At 60.4% G+C, this 19,254-nt stretch carries 16 protein-coding genes; 12 read left to right on the forward strand and 4 right to left on the reverse strand.

Features of this window, described 5'->3' with window-relative positions; all coding sequences use genetic code 11:
- Positions 1-234 (reverse strand): hypothetical protein (locus tag ACIP66_RS20425; RefSeq protein ID WP_400650392.1); only part of this gene is annotated, 234 nt, incomplete at its 3' end.
- Between the two features lie 28 nt (positions 235-262).
- On the opposite strand from ACIP66_RS20425, the gene mrdA reads away from it, so the two are divergent.
- Positions 263-2,155 (forward strand): penicillin-binding protein 2, encoded by a 1,893-nt coding sequence (mrdA, locus tag ACIP66_RS20430; RefSeq protein WP_053122139.1) that lies wholly within the window; start codon positions 263-265, stop codon positions 2,153-2,155.
- A 12-nt stretch (positions 2,156-2,167) separates the two neighbouring features.
- On the opposite strand, the gene ACIP66_RS20435 is transcribed toward mrdA, so the two are convergent.
- Positions 2,168-3,127, reverse strand: coding sequence for a LysR family transcriptional regulator (locus ACIP66_RS20435; protein ID WP_400650395.1), 960 nt, complete (start codon positions 3,125-3,127; stop codon positions 2,168-2,170).
- A gap of 155 nt (positions 3,128-3,282) precedes the next feature.
- Between ACIP66_RS20435 and ACIP66_RS20440 the strand changes: the two genes are divergently transcribed.
- From ACIP66_RS20440 to ACIP66_RS20450, 3 genes are read left to right on the forward strand one after another with little or no spacing between them, the layout of a single operon-like run.
- On the forward strand, positions 3,283-4,584 hold the full coding sequence (locus ACIP66_RS20440) for an MFS transporter (protein ID WP_159814326.1): 1,302 nt from the start codon (positions 3,283-3,285) through the stop codon (positions 4,582-4,584).
- Complete coding sequence (locus ACIP66_RS20445; protein ID WP_400650397.1) at positions 4,581-5,336, forward strand: class II aldolase/adducin family protein; 756 nt, start codon at positions 4,581-4,583, stop codon at positions 5,334-5,336. Before ACIP66_RS20440 ends, ACIP66_RS20445 begins: the two co-directional genes overlap by 4 nt.
- Entirely contained in the window at positions 5,333-6,262 is a 930-nt protein-coding gene (locus tag ACIP66_RS20450) for a 2-hydroxyacid dehydrogenase (RefSeq protein WP_400650399.1), read from the forward strand. The genes ACIP66_RS20445 and ACIP66_RS20450 overlap by 4 nt, the downstream gene beginning before the upstream one ends.
- Here the strand turns inward: ACIP66_RS20450 and ACIP66_RS20455 are convergent.
- Entirely contained in the window at positions 6,256-7,191 is a 936-nt protein-coding gene (locus tag ACIP66_RS20455) for a LysR family transcriptional regulator (RefSeq protein ID WP_400650400.1), read from the reverse strand. The genes ACIP66_RS20450 and ACIP66_RS20455 overlap by 7 nt on opposite strands.
- A gap of 159 nt (positions 7,192-7,350) precedes the next feature.
- On the opposite strand from ACIP66_RS20455, the gene ACIP66_RS20460 reads away from it, so the two are divergent.
- From ACIP66_RS20460 to ACIP66_RS20490, 7 genes are all read left to right on the forward strand, one after another.
- Complete coding sequence (locus tag ACIP66_RS20460; RefSeq protein WP_400650402.1) at positions 7,351-8,661, forward strand: MFS transporter; 1,311 nt, start codon at positions 7,351-7,353, stop codon at positions 8,659-8,661.
- Between the two features lie 22 nt (positions 8,662-8,683).
- Complete coding sequence (locus tag ACIP66_RS20465) at positions 8,684-9,913, forward strand: Zn-dependent hydrolase (RefSeq protein WP_400650403.1); 1,230 nt, start codon at positions 8,684-8,686, stop codon at positions 9,911-9,913.
- A 154-nt stretch (positions 9,914-10,067) separates the two neighbouring features.
- Positions 10,068-11,093 (forward strand): histone deacetylase family protein, encoded by a 1,026-nt coding sequence (locus ACIP66_RS20470; RefSeq protein ID WP_400650405.1) that lies wholly within the window; start codon positions 10,068-10,070, stop codon positions 11,091-11,093.
- 225 nt (positions 11,094-11,318) lie between these two features.
- Positions 11,319-13,223 (forward strand): sigma-54-dependent Fis family transcriptional regulator, encoded by a 1,905-nt coding sequence (locus ACIP66_RS20475; RefSeq protein WP_400650406.1) that lies wholly within the window; start codon positions 11,319-11,321, stop codon positions 13,221-13,223.
- Positions 13,223-14,941 carry an ABC transporter ATP-binding protein gene (locus ACIP66_RS20480; protein WP_400650408.1) on the forward strand — a complete coding sequence of 573 codons (1,719 nt, stop codon included), beginning with the start codon at positions 13,223-13,225 and terminating at the stop codon, positions 14,939-14,941. Before ACIP66_RS20475 ends, ACIP66_RS20480 begins: the two co-directional genes overlap by 1 nt.
- Entirely contained in the window at positions 14,931-15,608 is a 678-nt protein-coding gene (locus ACIP66_RS20485) for a S8 family serine peptidase (RefSeq protein ID WP_400650410.1), read from the forward strand. The genes ACIP66_RS20480 and ACIP66_RS20485 overlap by 11 nt, the downstream gene beginning before the upstream one ends.
- On the forward strand, positions 15,605-16,906 hold the full coding sequence (locus ACIP66_RS20490; RefSeq protein ID WP_400650412.1) for an FAD-dependent monooxygenase: 1,302 nt from the start codon (positions 15,605-15,607) through the stop codon (positions 16,904-16,906). Before ACIP66_RS20485 ends, ACIP66_RS20490 begins: the two co-directional genes overlap by 4 nt.
- A 176-nt stretch (positions 16,907-17,082) precedes the next feature.
- On the opposite strand, the gene ACIP66_RS20495 is transcribed toward ACIP66_RS20490, so the two are convergent.
- Entirely contained in the window at positions 17,083-18,573 is a 1,491-nt protein-coding gene (locus ACIP66_RS20495; protein WP_400650413.1) for an aldehyde dehydrogenase family protein, read from the reverse strand.
- Positions 18,574-18,984: 411 nt separating this feature from the next.
- Here ACIP66_RS20495 and ACIP66_RS20500 point away from each other — a divergent pair, with 411 nt between their 5' ends.
- A complete protein-coding gene (locus tag ACIP66_RS20500) occupies positions 18,985-19,185 on the forward strand; it encodes a hypothetical protein (RefSeq protein ID WP_282357775.1) in 201 nt (66 codons plus the stop codon).
- The last annotated feature ends 69 nt before the right edge of the window (positions 19,186-19,254 follow it).

Raw genomic sequence — 19,254 nt, forward strand, 5'->3', positions numbered from 1 at the left:
TGGGGTTTCCCCATGTGAGAGTAGGTCATCGTCAAGATTAAATTCCGAAACCCCAATTGCGAAAGCAGTTGGGGTTTTGTTTTGCCCGCAGGAAAAGTTTTCACGACGCGTTGAGACCGTTCCGACCGTCGCAAGACCTGCCATTGGAGAAAAACGGTCTGAAGTGACCGGGCAGTTTTTGGTATGGTGCAGCTCGTTTTTTAACGGACTGATGTCATGCCCAAGGAACGGCATTAATTTATGTCAAAGAGTTGCTGTAGAAATGCCTGAACCTATCCCGATCAAGGATCACGAAAAAGAGACACGTCTGGTCAACAAACGGTTGATCGCCTGTGCTCTTTTCGTCTTTGCAGTCAGCTGTGCCCTGGTGGTGCGCCTGTACATCCTGCAAGTGGTCGAGTTCGATTACCACTCGACCATCTCCGAAAACAACCGCGTCCACGTCTTGCCGATCCCGCCCACACGCGGCCTGATCTACGACCGCAATGGCGTGTTGCTGGCTGACAACCGTCCCAGTTACAACCTGATCATCACCCGCGAACGCGCCACCGACGTCAATGAAGAGCTGAATGAGGTCATCAACCTCCTGCACCTGCCTGCCGAAGACCGCACGGTGTTCGACAAGGCGATGAAGCAGTCGCGTCATCCGTTCACGCCAGTGACCCTGTTCTATGAATTGACCGAAGAGCAGATCGCCGTTCTGGCCGTTAACGAGTTCCGCCTGCCCGGGCTCGATGTTGAACCGCAGTTCGTCCGCCACTACCCACTCGGTGCGCATTTCGCCCACTCGATCGGCTACGTCGGCCGTATCAACGAAAAAGAATCCAAGACCCTCGATTCGGTCGAATACCGCGGCACGCAATCCATCGGCAAGACCGGCATCGAGCGTTTCTACGAAGCCCAGCTGCACGGCCACGTCGGCTACGAAGAAGTGGAAACCAACGCCCAGGGCCGAGTGCTGCGTGTACTCAAGCACACGGATCCGGTACAGGGTAAAAACATCGTTCTCAGCCTCGACGTTCACCTGCAAGAAGCCGCTGAGGCGGCACTGGGTGATCGTCGCGGTTCCGTAGTAGCGCTCGACCCGGCTACCGGTGAAGTGTTGGCCATGGTCAGTAACCCGAGTTTCGACCCGAACCTGTTCGTGACCGGCATCAGCTCCAAGGAATATTCGGCGCTGCGTGATTCTATCGACCGGCCGCTGTTCAACCGCGTGCTGCGCGGTCTCTACGCGCCGGGTTCGACGATCAAGCCAGAAGTGGCGATCGCCGGTCTCGATGCCGGCGTCGTCACGCCGCAAACCCGCGTCTTCGATCCGGGTTACTACCAACTTCCGGACTTCGATCACAAGTACCGCAACTGGAACCACAGCGGCGATGGCTGGGTAGACATGGACGCCGCGATCATGCGTTCCAACGACACCTACTTCTACGACCTCGCGCACAAGCTTGGCATTGATCGCCTGCACGACTACATGGCGATGTTCGGCCTCGGCGAAAAGGTCTCGCTGGACATGTTCGAAGAGTCGCCCGGTTTGATGCCGTCGCAAGCGTGGAAGCGCGCCACCCGCCGCCAAGCCTGGTTCCCGGGTGAAACCGTGATCCTCGGTATTGGCCAGGGCTACATGCAAGTCACGCCGCTGCAACTGGCTCAGGCCACTGCGCTGATCGCCAACAAAGGCGTGTGGAACCGTCCACACCTGGCGAAAACCGTCGATGGCGTGGCACCGGTCGATGAAAATCCAATGCCGAACATTCTGCTCAAGGATCCGCGCGATTGGGAACAGGTCAACCACGGTATGCAGATGGTGATGCACGATGCGCGAGGTATTGCCCGGGCGGCGGCGGCCGGTGCGCAGTACCGCATCGCCGGCAAGAGTGGTACGGCGCAGGTGGTGGCGATCAAGCAGGGTGAGCGTTACAACCGCGAGAAAACCCTCGAGCGCCATCGCGACAACGCCTTGTTCGTCGGCTTCGCGCCGGCCGAGCATCCGAAAATCGCGATTGCAGTGATGATCGAAAACGGTGAGGCCGGTGGCCGAGTCGCAGGTCCGGTGGTGCGGCAGATCATGGATGCCTGGCTACTTGATCAGGATGGCCATCTCAAGCCGCAATACGCGGCGCCAGCCAAGGCGCCGGGCGATCCGCACGTTTGATCGATTACAGCTTCACAGCACAGGCTCACGCAAGCTGAGCATGTGCTGGAAGCTGTCGAGGAACACGGTCTCGGCCTGAGTCATCTTCTGCTCGCGATTCCACAGCAGCTCGATATCGAAATCCACTACGCCGTCCTCCGGTGGTAACCGCCAGAGCAGACCTTGCTCGACATCGCGCCGCACCAGATGCGTCGGCAGACAACCGATGCCGAATCCGGCGCAGATCAATCGGTATATCTCTTCGAAACTGGTGGAAGACGCCACGATCTTGCCGGTGAACCCTTGCTGATCGCGAAACAGCGTCAACGGCGATAGATTGCCGCCGAGCTGATCACTGGTGAAACTGACGAAGTTCTCCGCCGCCATTTCCTCAAGCGACAGATTCTGTTGCCCGAACAACCGATGGCGCTGCCCGCAAAAGTACGCGTAGGTCTCGCGAAACAACACCCGCCGTTCAAGCCGTGGTTGCGCGAGACGACATAGGCCAACGCCCACCGTGGCAGTTTTTTGCAGCAGTGAACTGATGATGTTCGAGCTGCCCATCACCTCTACTTCCAGCTCGATTTTCGGATGGGCTTCATGGAAGTCCGCCAGAAACTCATCGTAGTGCCGCGCCTGCACACCGCTGACCGTGAGGATGCGGATCTTGCCGACCACGTCATCATGGCGATGCTCGATCACTGTCCCCAGTCGTGAAATATCGCCATAAATATCCGCCGCGATACGCAGGACTTCCTCGCCGGTTTCGGTCAGATCGAAGCGCCGTCCGCTGCGCGCAATCAGCACACATTCCAGTTGTTCTTCGAGACGTTTCAACGCCTGACTCACCGCCGATTGGGTGATGTGCAAGCGCGCAGCGGCGCGGCTCATGCTGCCTTCCTGGCCGATTACCAGGTAGGTGCGCAGCAGATTCCAGTCCAGCCGATCATTGAGAAAGCGCCGACCGACCCAAGGGTTGGAAGAGGACATCACACACTCCATGTAGTAGCAGGGCTAATACTAGCGTTAAGTTTTTGAAAATTGACTAATCCTGTCACGAAAGCGATAAAGCCCACAAGCGCCACAGAGCGTGACCGTCAGCCGCCTGAAACCTGCCCAAAAAAACGATAAATACACAGGGTCCTTGCATGCACACCACCGCTCAGCCGCGTCGCGCCGCGGCCGCTGCCTTCATTGGCACGACCATCGAATTCTACGATTTCTACATCTACGCCACTGCCGCCGCACTGGTGCTTGGGCAAGTGTTTTTCCCCAGCGAAGATCCGGTCACCAGCACGCTCGCAGCCTTCGGCAGCTTCGCCGTCGGCTTCATCGCCAGACCGATGGCCGGGATGGTTTTCGGTCATTTGGGCGACCGTCTCGGGCGCAAGAAAATGCTTCTGGTGACGATGGCGCTGATGGGCTTGGCGACTGCCGGTATCGGCTTGCTGCCGAGCTATGCCAGCGTCGGCATATGGGCGCCGATCGGTTTGATCGTGTTGCGTCTGATCCAAGGGATTTCCGTTGGCGGCGAGTGGGGCGGGGCAGTGTTGATGGCCAGCGAACATGCGCCGGCCAAGCGCAAAACCTTTTACGCATCCTTCGCTCAACTCGGCAGTCCTGCCGGATTGTTGTTGGCATTGATCGCCTTCCGCCTCGTCACTTCGCTGGAGCCGGAAGAGTTTCTCGCCTGGGGTTGGCGTCTGCCGTTTCTCGCCAGTGGCGTGCTGATGATGGTCGGTTTGATGATCCGTTCCGGCGTGCATGAATCGCCGGAATTCGCCAAGGCCAAAGAGAACAACGAAACCTCGAAATACCCGGTCAAAGACGTGATCCGTCAGTGCTGGCGGCAGATTCTGTTCGCGGCGGCTGCGGTGACCATTGGCTCGGCCGGGTTCTTTTTCACCAACACTTTCATGATCACCTACGTCACCCAATACCAGGGCATTTCGCGGGCGACGATTCTCGATTGTCTGTTCCTGGTCACGGTGATTCAACTGCTCTCGCAACCGCTGTCGGCGCTATTGGCCGAACGCATTGGCGAAGGCCGCTTCCTGACGCTGGTTGCGTTGCTGTGCATGGTCACGCCATATCCGATGTTCCTGCTGGTCGGCACGCAAAACATCTTGCTGATGACCCTCGGCATTGCCGTCGCGGTGGTGATCCTGTCGGCGCTGTACGCAGTGATTGCCGGCTACATGACTCAGGCCTTCCCGGTGCATCTGCGCTACTCGGGGATTTCCATCGCCTATCAACTGAGCTGCGCGCTCGCCGGCGGCACCACGCCTTTGATCGGCACGCTGCTGGCCAGCAAATTTTCCGGGCAATGGCTGCCATTGGCGGTGTTCTTCACATTGCTCTCGACCGTGTCGCTGATCGGTGTTTGCGGCCTCGCTCGGCTGCGTGCCGCGCCGGTCGTTCTGCATTCCAACAAAGAGGTGTATTCGTGAGTAAACCTGCCCACATCGATCCGATTGAATGGCAAGCCCGCTGTGAGCTCGCCGCGCTGTATCGCTTGATCGCGCATTTCCGCATGACCGACTTGATCGACACGCACATCACCCTGCGTATTCCGGGGCCGGAGCATCATTTTCTGATTAACCGCTACGGGGTGATTTTCGACCGTATGCGCGCCTCGGATCTGGTGCGCATCGATCAGGATGGCAACATTGTCGACCCTGAATATGCGGGTCATCGGGTCAACGCCGCAGGCTTCGTCATTCACTCGGCGATCCACATGGCGCGCCCGGATTTGAACTGCGTGATCCACACGCATACTGCCGCCGGGATGGCCGTCGCCGCGCAAAAACAAGGCTTGCTGCCTATCAGCCAACACGCGCTGAAGTTCTACGGAAAACTCGCTTATCACACGTACGAAGGCATCGCGCTGTCGCTGGATGAACGCGAGCGTTTGATCGCCGACCTCGGCCCGCACCGCGCGATGATTTTGCGCAATCACGGTTTGCTGGTTGGTGGCTCGGGCGTGGCTCAGGCCTTTCAGGAAATCCACTTTCTCGAGCGCGCCTGTCAGGCGCAAGTGCAGGCATTGGCCGGTGGTTCGGAGCTGCATTATCCGTCCCACGAAGTCTGCGCGCACACCGCTGAACAGTTCGACCGCGATGAACAGGACAACATCATCGACCTGGCCTGGGCGGCCGCTTTGACCCTGATCGAATCCCAGCGCGAGTCCTATCTGTCATGAATACCGTTGCACTGTTGTCCCGCGACTTGCTGTTGCTCAAGCAATTGCAGGCAGCGTTTGCACGCAGCGCGCCGCACCTCACGGCAGTGCTGGCCGATGACCCGCGAGCGCTTGATGCACAGATCGCGGCTTGCTGGTTTCCGCTGCCGGGCAGTCTCGCCGCGTTACCCAATCTGCAAGTAATTCACTCGGTGGCCGCCGGTATCGATCATCTGGAGCACGATCCGTCGTGCCCGGATCTGCCGGTGTGCCGGGTGGTCGATCCCGGTCATCGGCAAGGCATGACCGAGTATGTACGTTGGGCGGTGATTCACTTTCACCGGGGATTTGATCAGGTGCTGCAACAGCAAAAACGTCAGCACTGGGAGCGCCCGCTGCAGCGCCCGGCGAGTCAGTTCAGGATCGGGATCATGGGTCTGGGATCGCTCGGCAGCGCCATCGCTGAGGATTTAACCAAAGCGGGTTATGACGTCCGTGGCTGGGCGCGAAGTACCAAGGATCTGCCGGGTGTGCAGACCTTCGCCGGCTCGAAAACTTTCACGGCGTTTTTGCACAACGTGGAGCTGCTGATCAACCTGTTGCCACTGACCCACGAGACGCGCGGCATCCTCAATCAAACCACGTTCGAACACCTGGCCAACGGCGCAGCACTGGTCAATGTCGGACGCGGCGCACACCTGAATATCGAGGATCTGCAACAGGCGCTGCAAACAGGGAAACTGCGCGGTGCGCTACTCGACGTCTTCGATCAGGAACCGTTACCCAACGACCATCCACTCTGGACAACCGCCGGTGTAACGATCACCCCGCACATGGCCTCGGCAGCTTCCCACGACTGCATCGCCGAGCAGATTGCGGAGAACTTCCGCCGACTGAATTCGGGGGAAGAGCTACTCAACAGCGCCGACAGAGCGCTGGGTTATTGATCCGCCAGGCACGCCTGCAAGCGCTCGATAAACAGTGTCTCGGCGCGGCTCATGCGCTGGTCGCGGTTCCACAATAAATGGATGTCGACATCGGCAATCCCTTCGTGAGGCGGCAGTCGCCAGAGCAATCCCGCCTCAACGTCCGCCGCCACCACATGCTCCGGCAGACAACCAATCCCGAACCCGGCGATCACCAGTCGCCGCACTTCCTCCAGGCTCGGCGAGGACGCGACGATGCGTCCGCTGAAACCCTGCTGATCCCGAAAAATCGTCAACGGCGAGAGCATTCCGCCAATTTGGTCGCTGGTAAAACTGACGAAATTCTCGCGCTGCAAATCGCCTTCGCTGACGTCCTCGCGACCGAACAATTCATGGTGCTTGCCGCAGAAAAACGCATAGCGCTGCCGCAGAAACAAACGCTGTTCGAGACGCGGTTGCGGGCGGCGATTGAGGCTCAGGCCGAGGGTCGCGGTTTTCTCCTGCAAGGCGCTGACGATGTCGGAACTGCGCATCACATCAACTTCCAGATCCACCCGTGGATACTGGCGATGGAAGTCGGCAAGAAAGTCATCGAACCGGTCGGAGAAGATCCGGCTGATGATCAGCAGGCGCACTTTACCGATCACTTCGTCGGCCGGCTGTTCGAGCAATCCGCCGACCTGTGACACCTGTCCGTAAATCTCGCCAGCGAGTTCGAAGATCTGCTCGCCGACTTCGGTCAGGGCAAAGCGCGGGCCACGCCGGGCGATCAATTGCCGGCCGAGTTGTTCTTCCAGACGCTTGAGTGCCTGGCTCACCGCCGGTTGCGTCAGGTGCAAACGGGCGGCGGCGCGGCTGATGCTCAGCTCTTGGCCGATCACGCGGAAGGTGCGCAACAGGTTCCAGTCCAGACGATCATTCAGCAAACGTTGTACATCGCGCTCAGCCATCGCGGCCTCGATTATAAGTTGGCGTAATAGTCGGAATAATAAATAGAAAATTGACTAATCATAGCCCCGGGACGATAAATCACTCCTAGACAGGCACCGCCAGAGTGCCTCGCCCCAGCGTTTTCCTCCTGCCAAAAAAACAATCAAAGGAGCCCGACCATGAAGCCCCAAGCTTCCAACCAGCCGCGCCGTGCGGCAGCCGCTGCTTTTATCGGCACCATGATCGAGTGGTACGACTTTTACATCTACGCCACCGCCGCCGCGCTGGTGTTCGGCGCGTTGTTTTTCCCTTCCGATGATTCACTGTTCAGCACCATGGCCGCCTTCGGCACCTTCGCCGTGGGCTTTTTTGCGCGGCCGTTGGGCGGGATCATTTTTGGCCACATCGGCGACCGCATCGGCCGCAAGAAATCGCTGATCATCACGTTGCTGATGATGGGCGTGGTCACCGTGTGCATCGGTCTGCTGCCGACCTACGCCCAGATCGGCGTGGCCGCGCCGGTGCTGCTGATTCTGCTGCGCGTCGTCCAGGGTATCGCCGTCGGTGGCGAGTGGGGCGGGGCGGTGTTGATGGCCGGCGAACATGCGCCGAAGGGCCGGCGCAACTTCTTCGCGTCCTTCGCCCAACTCGGTAGCCCGGCGGGTTTGATCCTCTCGCTGCTGGCATTCAGCGCGGTGACCCGTTTGCCCGAAGAAGATTTGATGAGTTGGGGTTGGCGCCTGCCGTTCCTCGCCAGTGCGTTGTTGCTGCTGGTCGGTCTGGCGATTCGTCTGGGCGTGAATGAGTCGCCGGAATTTCTCGCCAGCCGCGAGAAGGCGAGCAAGGAAACCCGTAAGGAACAAGCGCCGGTGATGGAGGTTCTGCGCACCGCGTGGCGCCCACTGTTGCTGTGCATCGGCGCCAACACGCTGGGCATTGCCGGGGTGTATTTCACCAACACCTTCATGATCGCCTACACCACTCAGCAACTGGCGCTGCCGCGTTCATTGATTCTTGCATGCCTGTTCGTCGTTGCGATCATTCAGTTCTGCATTCAGCCGCTGGCGGCATGGACGGCGGAGAAGATCGGCGCCACGCGTTTCCTGTGTCTGGTGTCGTTGCTGGCGATGGCCTCGCCGTATCCGATGTTTGTTCTGGTGAGTTCGGCGCAGGCGCCGCTGATCATTCTCGGCATCGCACTGGCGGTGGTGTGCATGGCGTCGTTTTACGCGGTGATCGCCGGGTACGTCAGCGGCATGTTCGAGACCCGCGTGCGCTACACCGCGATTTCGCTGGCCTATCAGATTTGCGGCGCGGTGGCCGGTGGTCTGACGCCGCTGATCGGCACCATGCTCGCGCACAAATTCACCGGTCAGTGGTGGCCGCTCGCGGTGTTCTACAGCCTGATCGCTGCGGTTTCGCTGATCTGCGTGTTGTCCCTCGCACGCCGCCATGCCAGCGCTCATCGCGCGGAAATGGCCTCAATCTAATCTCGGATTCCAGGAGCACCTCATGTTGAAGATCAATGGCGAACGCCTGTGGGCGAGCCTGATGGCGATGGCCGAAATCGGCGCAACCGCACGCGGCGGCAGCTGCCGTCTGGCGTTGAGCGATGAAGACAAAGCAGGCCGCGAACTGTTCGCCCACTGGTGCCGCGAGGCGGGCATGACGCTGAGTGTCGATGCCATCGGCAACCTGTTCGCCCGCCGCCCAGGCACCGATCCGAACGCGGCGCCAGTGATGATGGGCAGCCACCTCGACACCCAACCGGAAGGTGGCCGCTTCGATGGCGTGTACGGCGTATTGGCCGGTCTGGAGGTGGTGCGCTGCCTCAATGACCAGAACATCAAAACCCGCAAACCGCTGGAAATCGCGGTGTGGACGAACGAGGAGGGCGCGCGGTTTACTCCGGCGATGTTCGGCTCGGCGGTGTTCACCGGGATCATGGATTTGCAGGCCGCACTGGCGGTGCGCGACGCCAACGGCATCAGCGTTGCCGAAGAATTGCAGCGCCTCGGTTACGCCGCTGACCGTGCCTTGGGAGGTGCGGTGGATGCCTATTTCGAAGCGCATATCGAGCAAGGCCCGATCCTTGAAGACAACGCGAAAAGCATCGGTGTGGTCAGCGGTGGCCAAGCGATCCGCTGGCTCGATGTGCGGGTCGAAGGCATGGCCGCGCATGCCGGCACCACGCCGATGCCGTTGCGCAAGGACGCCTTGTACGGCGTGGCACGGATGATTCAGGCGATTGAAGAACTGGCGACGGATTTCGCTCCCGAAGGGCTCACCACCGTGGGCGAACTGAGCATCAATAAATCGTCGCGCAACACCATTCCCGGGCTGGTGAATTTCACCGTCGATTTGCGTCATCACCGTGACGACGCTATCGCCGCGATGGCACAACAAGTGCGCGCACGTTTGCAGGCGATTGCTGATGCGCGGGGGTTGAGCGTGACGATCACCCCGCACTGGATCAGCCCGGCCACGCCGTTTGACGCCGAGTGCGTGGCGGCGGTGCAATCGGCGGTGGATGCGTTGGGCTACGCTCAGCAATCGATTGTCAGTGGGGCCGGGCATGACGCGATTCTGCTCGCGCGGTACTGCCCGACGGCGATGGTATTCATTCCGTGCGTCGGCGGCCTGAGCCATAACGAGGCCGAAGACGTGCTGCCCGAGGATGTGCGCCAAGGCACCGATGTGCTGCTCAACGCCGTCCTTGCCCGCGCTGAAATATCCCGGTAATCCCCATTCCCCATGTAGGAGTGAGCCTGCTCGCGATGGGGCCGTGTCAGCCACCATCAACGTCAAATGACAGACCGCTATCGCGAGCAGGCTCACTCCTACAGTTGAAATCGGTCATTTTGAAGATTTGTATTAACTGACAGGAATCCATCCCATGCGCAGTTTTTTCCACCCAGAACAATTGCTCCACCATCCACGCAGTTACTACTCCCGTGGCCAGATGCGCACGCCGCAGGAAGTCCCCGAGCGCGCGCAGCGTCTGGTGCAAGCCGCGCACAATCTGGGCTTCAGCGTCGTACAACCGACCGACGCCGGACTCGCGCCATTGCTCGCGGTACACGGCGCGCCGTACCTGACATTCCTCCAGGAAGCCCACGCGCGCTGGAAGGAAATCCCCGAAGACTGGGGCGATGAAGTCATGTCGAACATCTTCGTCCGCGAACCCAATGCCCTGCGCGGCATCCTCGCGCAGGCCGCACGCTATCTCGCCGACGGCAGTTGCCCGGTCGGCGAGCAGACCTGGCGTTCGGCGTACTGGTCGGCACAAAGCGCAGTGGCGGGCGCGCAGGCGTTGATCGATGGCGAACCGGCGGCGTACGCGCTGTGCCGCCCGCCGGGACACCATGCGCGTGCCGAAGCCGCCGGTGGTTTTTGCTATGTGAACAACGCGGCGGTGGCGGCGCAGGTGTTGCGTGACAAGTTCGCCAAGGTCGCGGTGCTCGATACCGACATGCATCACGGTCAGGGCATTCAGGAAATATTCTACGACCGCGATGACGTGCTCTACGTCTCGGTGCATGGCGATCCGACCAACTTCTATCCGGGCGTGGCCGGGTTTGCCGAAGAACGCGGTGCGGGCGCGGGGGAGGGCTTCAATCTCAATCTGCCGATGGCGCATGGTGCGAGTGAAGCGGATTTCCTCGGGCAACTCGATGTGGCGTTGGCGGCGGTGCGTGAGTTTGGTGCCGAGGTGCTGGTGCTGTCGTTGGGGTTCGATATTTATGAACTGGATCCGCAGAGCAAGGTGGCGGTGACGCGTGAGGGGTTTGCCACCTTGGGTGAGCGGATTCGCGGGCTTGGGTTGCCGTGTTTGATTGTGCAAGAGGGTGGGTATCACCTGGAGAGTCTTGAGGATAATGCCCGGGCGTTTTTTGTGAATGGTGAGGTTTGGCAGATCTGAGTTTTGTGTGAGCAGATCGACCGCTATCGCGAGCAGGCTCACTCCTACAGTTGGTATGCGCTGCCCCTGTGGGAGCGAGCCTGCTCGCGAAGAACGATGACGCATTCCATCTGCCGGAACCCCAAGCGCCCTACGGTGCTTGCCATCGCCCTGACGTTAACGTAAAGATTGCCGTCAGGGCGCTGAAATAATAAAAGCGCAAAGCGGACCGCTGCGGAGCGCTTGATGACTCTAATAAAAACCACCGATCCCAAGCCACATCACGAAGCCCGGCTCGCCCGGGAAAAGTTGCATCTGGAAGGCCAGGTGCCTGACGGCGTGCTGCGTGCGGAGATCGATGCTTCGTGGCGACGCAGTCTTGGCCACGGTGTGCACTTCAACGGCAAACACGAGCTGACGCTGGAATCGACTGCCAGCCTCGACGTGCTGCTGGCAAGCAATCGCCTGCTGATCGACGCGGCCATGCCGGCCATCGATTACCTCGCTGAACGCCAAGGCAAAGAAGGCCTGATCATCCTCGCCAACTACGACGCGACCATCCTCGCCGTCGAAGGGCGCGCTGACCGGCTCAAGGGCAGTGGTCTGCAAGACATCACCCTCGGCGCCTGCTGGAGCGAGGCGGCTCGCGGCACCAATGCCCTCGGCACTGCACTGGTCGAAGCCCGGCCAACGCTGATCGATTGCGGCGAACATTACCTTGACCGCCTGACTGATTTTTCCTGCACCTCGGTGCCGATCCATTGCCCGCAAGGCGAGATTCTCGGTGTCCTCGATCTGACCCGCGAAGGCCCGCTCGGTCGCGTACATGACAGCACCGCGCTGCTGAGCATGGCGGTCAGTCAGATCGAAAGCCGGGTGTTCAATAACAGCTTCCCGGATCAGATTGTCTTGGCGTTTCACAGTCGTCGGCAGTATCTGGAATCGCCGTGGCAGGGCTTGCTCGCGGTCAGTCTCGGCGGACAGATTCTCGCGGTCAGCGCGCAGGCGTGTCAGCTACTGCGGGCCGAACGTTCGGCGCTGCTCGGGCGTCGTTGTGAAGAGTTTCTCGGGGTCGATGGCGTGCAATTGCTCAGTCGTTTACAGCAGGGCGGTGTCGGCAGTCTGCAAACCGCCAAAGGTGAGTTTTTCTACAAAACCCTGCGTGCACCCGCGCGCTCGGTCAACCTTGGCGGGCCACCGCGCAGCGTAGCGAAATCCATCAAACCACCACCCGATCTTGACGCGCTGGCTGGCAGTAATGCCCGTTACGTCCGTGCCTTGCGCATGGCGCGCCAAGGGCTGGCAAACGAATTGCCAGTGTTGCTGCTCGGCGAAACCGGCACCGGTAAAGAAGTCATCGCCCGCGCTTTGCACATGGCCGGCAGCCGCTGCGACAAACCATTTGTTGCGGTGAATTGCGCGGCGATTCCTGAAGGCCTGATCGAGTCGGAACTGTTCGGCTACCGCGAAGGCGCGTTCACTGGATCGCGGCGCGGCGGCATGATTGGCCGCTTGCAGCAGGCCCACGGCGGCACGCTGTTCCTCGATGAAATCGGCGACATGCCACTGGCCTTGCAGGCGCGGTTGTTGCGCGTGTTGCAGGATCGCAAAGTGGCGCCGCTCGGCGCCGGTGAAGAGCAGGACATCGACGTCGCGCTGATCTGCGCCACGCACCGCGATCTGAAAATTCTCGTCGCCGACAAACAGTTTCGCGAGGATCTGTTCTACCGCGTCAACGGCATCAGCGTGATGCTCCCGGCCTTGCGCGAGCGCGATGATTTCGCCGCGTTGGTCAGCCGTTTACTCAGCAAACTCGACGCGCCAAATGTGCTCCTGCATGACGACCTCGACCGGCTGCTCGCCAGCTATCACTGGCCGGGCAACATCCGCCAACTGGAAATGGTCTTGCGCACCGCATTGGCCATGCGCGAACCGGGCGACAGCGTACTGACGCTCGATCATCTGCCCGACAGCATGCTCGATGAACTGACCGCCAGCGAGAAACCGGCGGCCGGAAGTATTCGTGAGAACGAACTGGAAATGATCCGCCAGTCCCTCGACAGCCATCAGGGCAACGTTTCTGCCGCCGCCGAAGCGCTGGGCATCAGCCGCGCGACGCTGTATCGCAAACTCAAACAATTGCGCTCGTGATGCAGCGCCTGATCGTACGGCTGATCGACAGCCGCGACCCCGCCGCGCTGCAAGCAGCGTTGCGCTGGCTCTACGGTTTTGTCCGTCCGCAGCGGCTGGCGATTGCCGGTTTGCTTGCGCTGTCGGTGTGCGCCTCGTTGCTGGTGCTGGTGCAGCCGTGGCTGATCAAATTGCTGATCGACGACGGTCTGCTGGCGCGCAATTTTCCGATGCTGGTGATGATTGCAGTGCTGATGATCATCGCCGGATTGCTCGGGACTGCATTGTCGGGGATCAACCGTTTTCTGCACACGCGCCTGTCCGGGCGGATTCTGTTTGCCCTGCGCGACGACCTCTATCGGCACCTGCAAACCCTGTCGCCGAGTTTCTATGGGCAGCGGCGCATCGGTGACCTGATGTCGCGTCTGGATGGCGATGTGGCGGAGATTCAGCGCTTTGCCGTGGATTCGCTGTTCTCTGCGGTCTCCAGTGTGATCGGGTTGGTGGTCGCCATCGCGATGCTCTTCACCCTGTCGTGGAAACTCTCGCTGCTGGCGCTGGTGCTGATTCCCCTCGACGTGTTGTGGCTGCGCTGGATGCGGCGCAAGGTCGAGCGTGATGTGCGGCAGTTGCGCGAGCGTTCGGCGGACATGTCGTCGTTCATGGTCGAGACCTTACCGGTGATGAAGTTTATTCAATCGGCGGGCCAGCAGCAGCGTGAGGCGCGGCGTCTGGAACATCTTGGGCAGGGCTACATGAATCAATTGCTGCGCCTGCAAGTTACCGAGTTTTTTACTCAGGCTGTGCCCAGCACGTTGACCTCGTTGTCCCGCGCCTGTGCATTTTTGATCGGCGGTTATTGGGTGGTGCAGGGTACTTGGCAGCTCGGCGCCCTGATTGCGTTTTCGACGTATCTGGGCATGGCGGTCGGGCCGGTGCAGAGCTTGCTGGGGCTGTACGTGGCGATTCAGCGGATGACCGTCAGCCTTGGTCGGGTGATGGAATTGCGCGGCGAAGAACCGACCGTGCGTTCACCGGTTGCGCCGCAACCGTTGCCAGGCTCGGGCGAACTGCGTTTCGACAATGTGCACTTCAGCCATCCGGGGCGGCCGAGCACGTTGACCGGCATCGAAGCGACGATTCCCTACGGTTTGAAGGTCGCGTTGAGCGGTGGCTCCGGAGTTGGCAAATCAACCCTCATCGATCTGCTGCAACGGCATCACGATCCACAATCTGGCCGAGTGTTGCTCGGTGAGGTCGATCTGCGTGAACTGGATCTGTTCGAGTTGCGCCGACGCATTGCGGTGGTCAGCCAGGACATCGTGCTGTTTCGCGGCAGCCTTGCCGATAACCTCGCTTACGCAATGCCGGATGCCAGTCGTGAATCAATCGCCGAAGTGGCGCGGCTGGCGCAACTAGGCAGCCTGATCGCTTCGCTGCCGGAAGGCCTCGACAGTCCGTTGGGCGAGCGTGGTCAGCAGTTGTCCGGGGGGCAAAAACAGCGCATCGCGATTGCCCGGGCGCTGCTGCAGGATCCCTTGATTCTGGTGCTCGACGAGGCCACTTCAGCGGTCGATGAAGCGACCGAGCGCGAAGTCATTGAAGCGATTGACCGCCTGTTCGCCGGGCGCACACGCATCCTTATCAGCCATCGACCGTCGACCCTGGCCGATGCCGATCTGCGCTTTGAATTGCTCGACGGCGTGCTGACGTCGAAAACGGTGCTGCATGAAGCCTGAGTTGCGCATCGGCGTGGTCGACAGTGGGCACTCGGCTGCGCAACGGGTGCAGGTGATTGCCGGTCGGCGCTTTTCGTTGTTGGAAGAGGGTTTGGCTGAGGGGGATTTACGCGATGATCCGCTGGGCCACGGCAGCGCGGTGATCGAGGCGATCAGCCGTCGTGCACCGGCCGCGCAGATTTGTGTCGCGCAGGTGTTTGATCAGCGCGGCGTGACCAGTGCTTTGCAGATCGCCACGGCGATTGATTGGCTGGTCACGCAAGACGTTCGCGTGATCAACCTGAGTCTCGGTTTGCGTCAGGATCGCAGCTTGTTGCGCGAAGCCTGTGCGTCGGCGATAGCGCGTGGCGTGTTGCTCTGCGCGTCGAGTCCGGCGCAGGGCGCGGCGGTGTTCCCGGCGAGTTATCCGCAGGTGTTGCGGGTGACCGGGGATGCGCGGTGCACCGACGAACAATGGTCGTGGCTCGACAGTGCGCAGGCCGATTTTGCGGCGTGCGTGCATGGCACTTATCCGGGGCAATCCGGGGCCAGTCTGGGCTGTGCGGCGTTGAGCGGACATATCGCTGCGTTTCTGCTGGAGCATCCTCTGGCTAGTAATTCTGAAGTCGTCGAATGGCTGAAAGTAAACGCCCGGTATCGCGGGCCTGAGCGGCGGTTTGCGCCGTGACCGCGATCGTGATTCTTGGTGCCGGGCCGGCGGGTGCGGCGGTAGCTTTGGGGCTGCGGCGGTTGGGCTATGGCGTGACGCTGGTCAGCGAGTGGCGACGTTTTTCCGCCCTCGAAGGTGTATCGCAGAGAGTGCTGGAGGCGTTGCGCGGCGCGGGACTGCATCAGGCGTTAGCCGAGGCAATATTGCCTTCGCAACGGCAGGTGAACTGGAACGGTCATCAGCACGCGCAGAACATCGAATTTCTACTGGATCGGCCGACGTTTGATCGCGGTTTGCGTGAGGCTTTGCGCGCGGCCGGGGTTGAGCTGATCGAAGCGCGCGTGCTGAGTGTGAACTCCTCGGCGAAAGAGCATCGGATCGAACTGGATGGCGGCAAAACGTTGCACGCGGAGTTTTTGGTGGAAGCACGCGGACGGCAGGCGCCGGCACTCGGTAAGGGCTTGCGCGGGCCGGAGACGGTCAGCCTGCTCAATCGCTGGCAAGGCGCGCCGGGTATAACGGCCAGTGCGGTGGAAAGTCTTGAGGATGGCTGGGCGTGGATGGCGCGCCGGGCCGATGGGCAATGTTATTGGCAATGGACGGTGGACGTAGCCAGCGCTGATTTGCCGGGTAAGGCGCAGTTGCTCGATTACTGTCGTCAACGTCGCCAGGCTTCCTCGTTTGCGCAGGCGTTTTTTGCCGATTCAGCTGAAACCGAACTGCAACTGCATGCTCGCAGCAGCACGGCGATTTTGGCGGCACAGGTGTGCGGCGATAACTGGATTCGCGTCGGTGATGCGGCGATGGCGGTGGATCCGCTGTCGGGCAACGGGATTTTTCAGTCGCTGTCTTCGGCGTTGCAGGCACCGGTGGTGATCAACACGCTGCTGGGCAAACCGGAGCGGGCGGCGCTGGCGCAGCGCTTTCATCAGCAACGGGTGGAGCAGATGTTTTTGCGTTTTGCGCGGATCGGCAGGGACTTTTATGCCGATGAGCAGCGCTGGGCTGAACAGCCGTTCTGGCAGGCGCGGCGGCAGTGGCCGGATGCTCAGGTTGCGCATGCGGAGGCGGATTTTTCGGCGTTGCGGATTGAGCGGATGCCGGTGCTGCGGGATGGGTTTGTGGATGAGGCTGAGGTGGTGATTACGGCGGATCAGCCGTTGGGGGTCTGGCACGTGCAAGGGGTTGAGGTGGCGCCGCTGGTGAGGCGGTTGCGCACCGAGTCGGCGGAGCTAGTGTTGGCGGTTTTGAGTGAAGAGCAGAGGCGGGTGATTCGGGGATGGTTGCTGGGTCAGGGGTATCGGCCCTCACCCTAACCCTCTCCCAGTGGGAGAGGGGACTGATTGGGGGAGATTGGCGAGGCACACCGACTTAAGCGATCACCATTGAATCCATCATCGACTCGGTCTTTCAGGTCGATGCAGCTCACCAGACAACTCGGTCGGCCCCCTCTCCCTCCGGGAGAGGGCTGGGGTGAGGGTGCTGTTGATCTCTACAACTTTATCAACACCGACTTCAGCTCGGTGTAATGCTCAATCGCCGCATACCCCATTTCCCGCCCGACCCCGGACATTTTGTACCCACCAAACGGCAGCGCCGGATCCAGCGCGCTGTGGCAGTTGACCCACACCGATCCCGACTTGATCCGCGGAATCATCCGGTGCACCGCCGCCAGATCATTCGACCAGATACTCGCGCCCAAACCATAAGGACTGTCATTGGCCATGCGCAGCGCATCGGCCTCGTCATCAAACGGAATCGCCACCAGCACCGGGCCGAAAATCTCTTCCTGCACCAGCGAGTGTTTCTGATCGACATCGACGATCACCGTCGGTTTAACGAAAAAACCCGGCCCGAATTGCTCGCCACCACAAGCGATGGTCGCGCCACTTTCGCGACCCATCTCGATGTAGTTGTAGACGCGTTCCTGCTGGCGCGCGGAAATCAGCGGGCCCATCTCGACGCTTGGGTCGAGGCCGTTGCCCATCTTCATCGCGTTGGCGATGTCGCTGATATCGGCGACGACATTGTCGAAATGCTTGCGCTGCACATACAGCCGGGAACCGGCGCAGCAGACCTGGCCCTGGTTGAAGAAAATCGCACTGGCCGCGCCCGCTGCGGCGGATTTCAGGTCGGCGTCGGCCATGACGATGGTCGGCGATTTGCCGCCCAGTTCCAAGGTGACGCGGGTCATCGAATCCATGGCGATCTTGCCGATCTGTTTGCCGACAGCGGTGGATCCGGTGAAAGTCAGTTTGTCGACCAACGGGTTGTGCGTCAGCGCCGACCCGGCAGTGATCCCGGTGCCGGTGACCACGTTGAACACGCCCTCCGGGTAACCCGCTTCCAGCACCAGTTCGGCCAGTTTCAGCGCGGTCAGTGGCGTCTCATCGGCGGGTTTGAGCACCACGGTGCAACCGGTGGCCAGCGCCGGGCCGAGTTTCCAGCAGGCCAGCAACAGCGGGAAATTCCAGGCGACGATGGCGCCGACCACGCCGACGGCTTCGCGGCGAATGAAACTGTGGAACTGATCATTCGGCATCAGCGGCAGCGACACCTCGACGCTGGATCCTTCGATTTTTGTCGCCCAACCGGCCATGTAACGCAGAAAATCGATGGCCAGTTGCACGTCCATTACCTGCGCCACTGCTGCGCTCTTGCCATTGTTCAGGCATTCCAGTTGCGCCAGCAGTTCGGCGTCGCGCTCCATCAGATCGGCGAGTTTCCACAACAGGTTTTGCCGCTCGCGTGGACGGGTGCGGCTCCAGGCGGAATCATCGAAGGCCTGACGCGCGGCGAGCACTGCGCGGTCGACATCCTCCGGTGTGGCGCGGGGCACCACGCAGAGGACTTCACCAGTGGCGGGGTTGTGTAATGGCATGGTCTGGCCGTCGGCGGCCTCGACCCAAGCGCCGCCGATCAACATGCGCGGTGCGCGCTGGATAAAAGCTGAAGTGGCAGGGAGCAGATGCGGAAGGGACATGGCGAAGCCTCTTGTTGTTCGTTGTCGTTGAGAGGGCTTTCGCAATGGCTGTGCCAAATGCCTCAGGAAGGCTTGCGAGCCTGTTGTGCCGGGCATGAGAGGTGGATGTTGAGGCGCGCGGAAAGGTGAATTTGTCGCAAAACGCGACAGTCATTGAGATGCAAGATACGGATCGGATCAGGCCTGGCAGGCGCCGGACGAAACAGTGGCCGAACTGCTGTAGGAAGAGTCGCTGCGCTGTTGATTTAGGGCATCTGGTGGATTGAAGAGGTTCGAGCTAAGTTCTTTATCCAGCGGCTTATCGAATGTTGATAGGCAGTATTCGGCACTAAGGGCTGATGGGATCATCACTGCAGTTTTTCAGTTTTCCTGCCATGGAATTGGCAGGTTCAGTTCTTCACAAGGATGTCGATGAACAACAAAAGCATTCGATGGATAACCAGTTTAATGATGGGTATCGGTACTGGATTTATGGTGACAGGCGGAGCTTCGCTGGTGATTGGCGACGGTAGCGATGCCAACACGATTCGGGCAAGTGCAGCGATGGCTGTCAGTAGTTTTTTCGTACTTCTTGCCTCTTATGCTGTTGCCCTGTTCGAGGAGAAATCATGAGTTTTTATATCATCATGGGCCTATGGTCACTCAGCATGATTTTGCTGATCGCGTTTGCGTTTTGGTGGG

This window comes from Pseudomonas sp. NPDC088429 (assembly GCF_044753305.1).
In the GTDB taxonomy this organism is placed as follows: Bacteria; Pseudomonadota; Gammaproteobacteria; order Pseudomonadales; family Pseudomonadaceae; genus Aquipseudomonas; species Aquipseudomonas rustica.

Bases quoted from the DNA above. Each gene is read 5' to 3' on its own strand.
- ACIP66_RS20455 (WP_400650400.1), bottom strand. From the start codon at position 7,191: ATGGCTGAGCGCGATGTACAACGTTTGCTGAATGATCGTCTGGACTGG.
- ACIP66_RS20470 (WP_400650405.1), top strand. From the start codon at position 10,068: ATGCGCAGTTTTTTCCACCCAGAACAATTGCTCCACCATCCACGCAGT.
- ACIP66_RS20440 (WP_159814326.1), top strand. From the start codon at position 3,283: ATGCACACCACCGCTCAGCCGCGTCGCGCCGCGGCCGCTGCCTTCATT.
- ACIP66_RS20480 (WP_400650408.1), top strand. From the start codon at position 13,223: ATGCAGCGCCTGATCGTACGGCTGATCGACAGCCGCGACCCCGCCGCG.
- ACIP66_RS20465 (WP_400650403.1), top strand. From the start codon at position 8,684: ATGTTGAAGATCAATGGCGAACGCCTGTGGGCGAGCCTGATGGCGATG.
- ACIP66_RS20485 (WP_400650410.1), top strand. From the start codon at position 14,931: ATGAAGCCTGAGTTGCGCATCGGCGTGGTCGACAGTGGGCACTCGGCT.
- mrdA (WP_053122139.1), top strand. From the start codon at position 263: ATGCCTGAACCTATCCCGATCAAGGATCACGAAAAAGAGACACGTCTG.
- ACIP66_RS20475 (WP_400650406.1), top strand. From the start codon at position 11,319: ATGACTCTAATAAAAACCACCGATCCCAAGCCACATCACGAAGCCCGG.
- ACIP66_RS20500 (WP_282357775.1), top strand. From the start codon at position 18,985: ATGAACAACAAAAGCATTCGATGGATAACCAGTTTAATGATGGGTATC.
- ACIP66_RS20460 (WP_400650402.1), top strand. From the start codon at position 7,351: ATGAAGCCCCAAGCTTCCAACCAGCCGCGCCGTGCGGCAGCCGCTGCT.
- ACIP66_RS20495 (WP_400650413.1), bottom strand. From the start codon at position 18,573: ATGTCCCTTCCGCATCTGCTCCCTGCCACTTCAGCTTTTATCCAGCGC.
- ACIP66_RS20450 (WP_400650399.1), top strand. From the start codon at position 5,333: ATGAATACCGTTGCACTGTTGTCCCGCGACTTGCTGTTGCTCAAGCAA.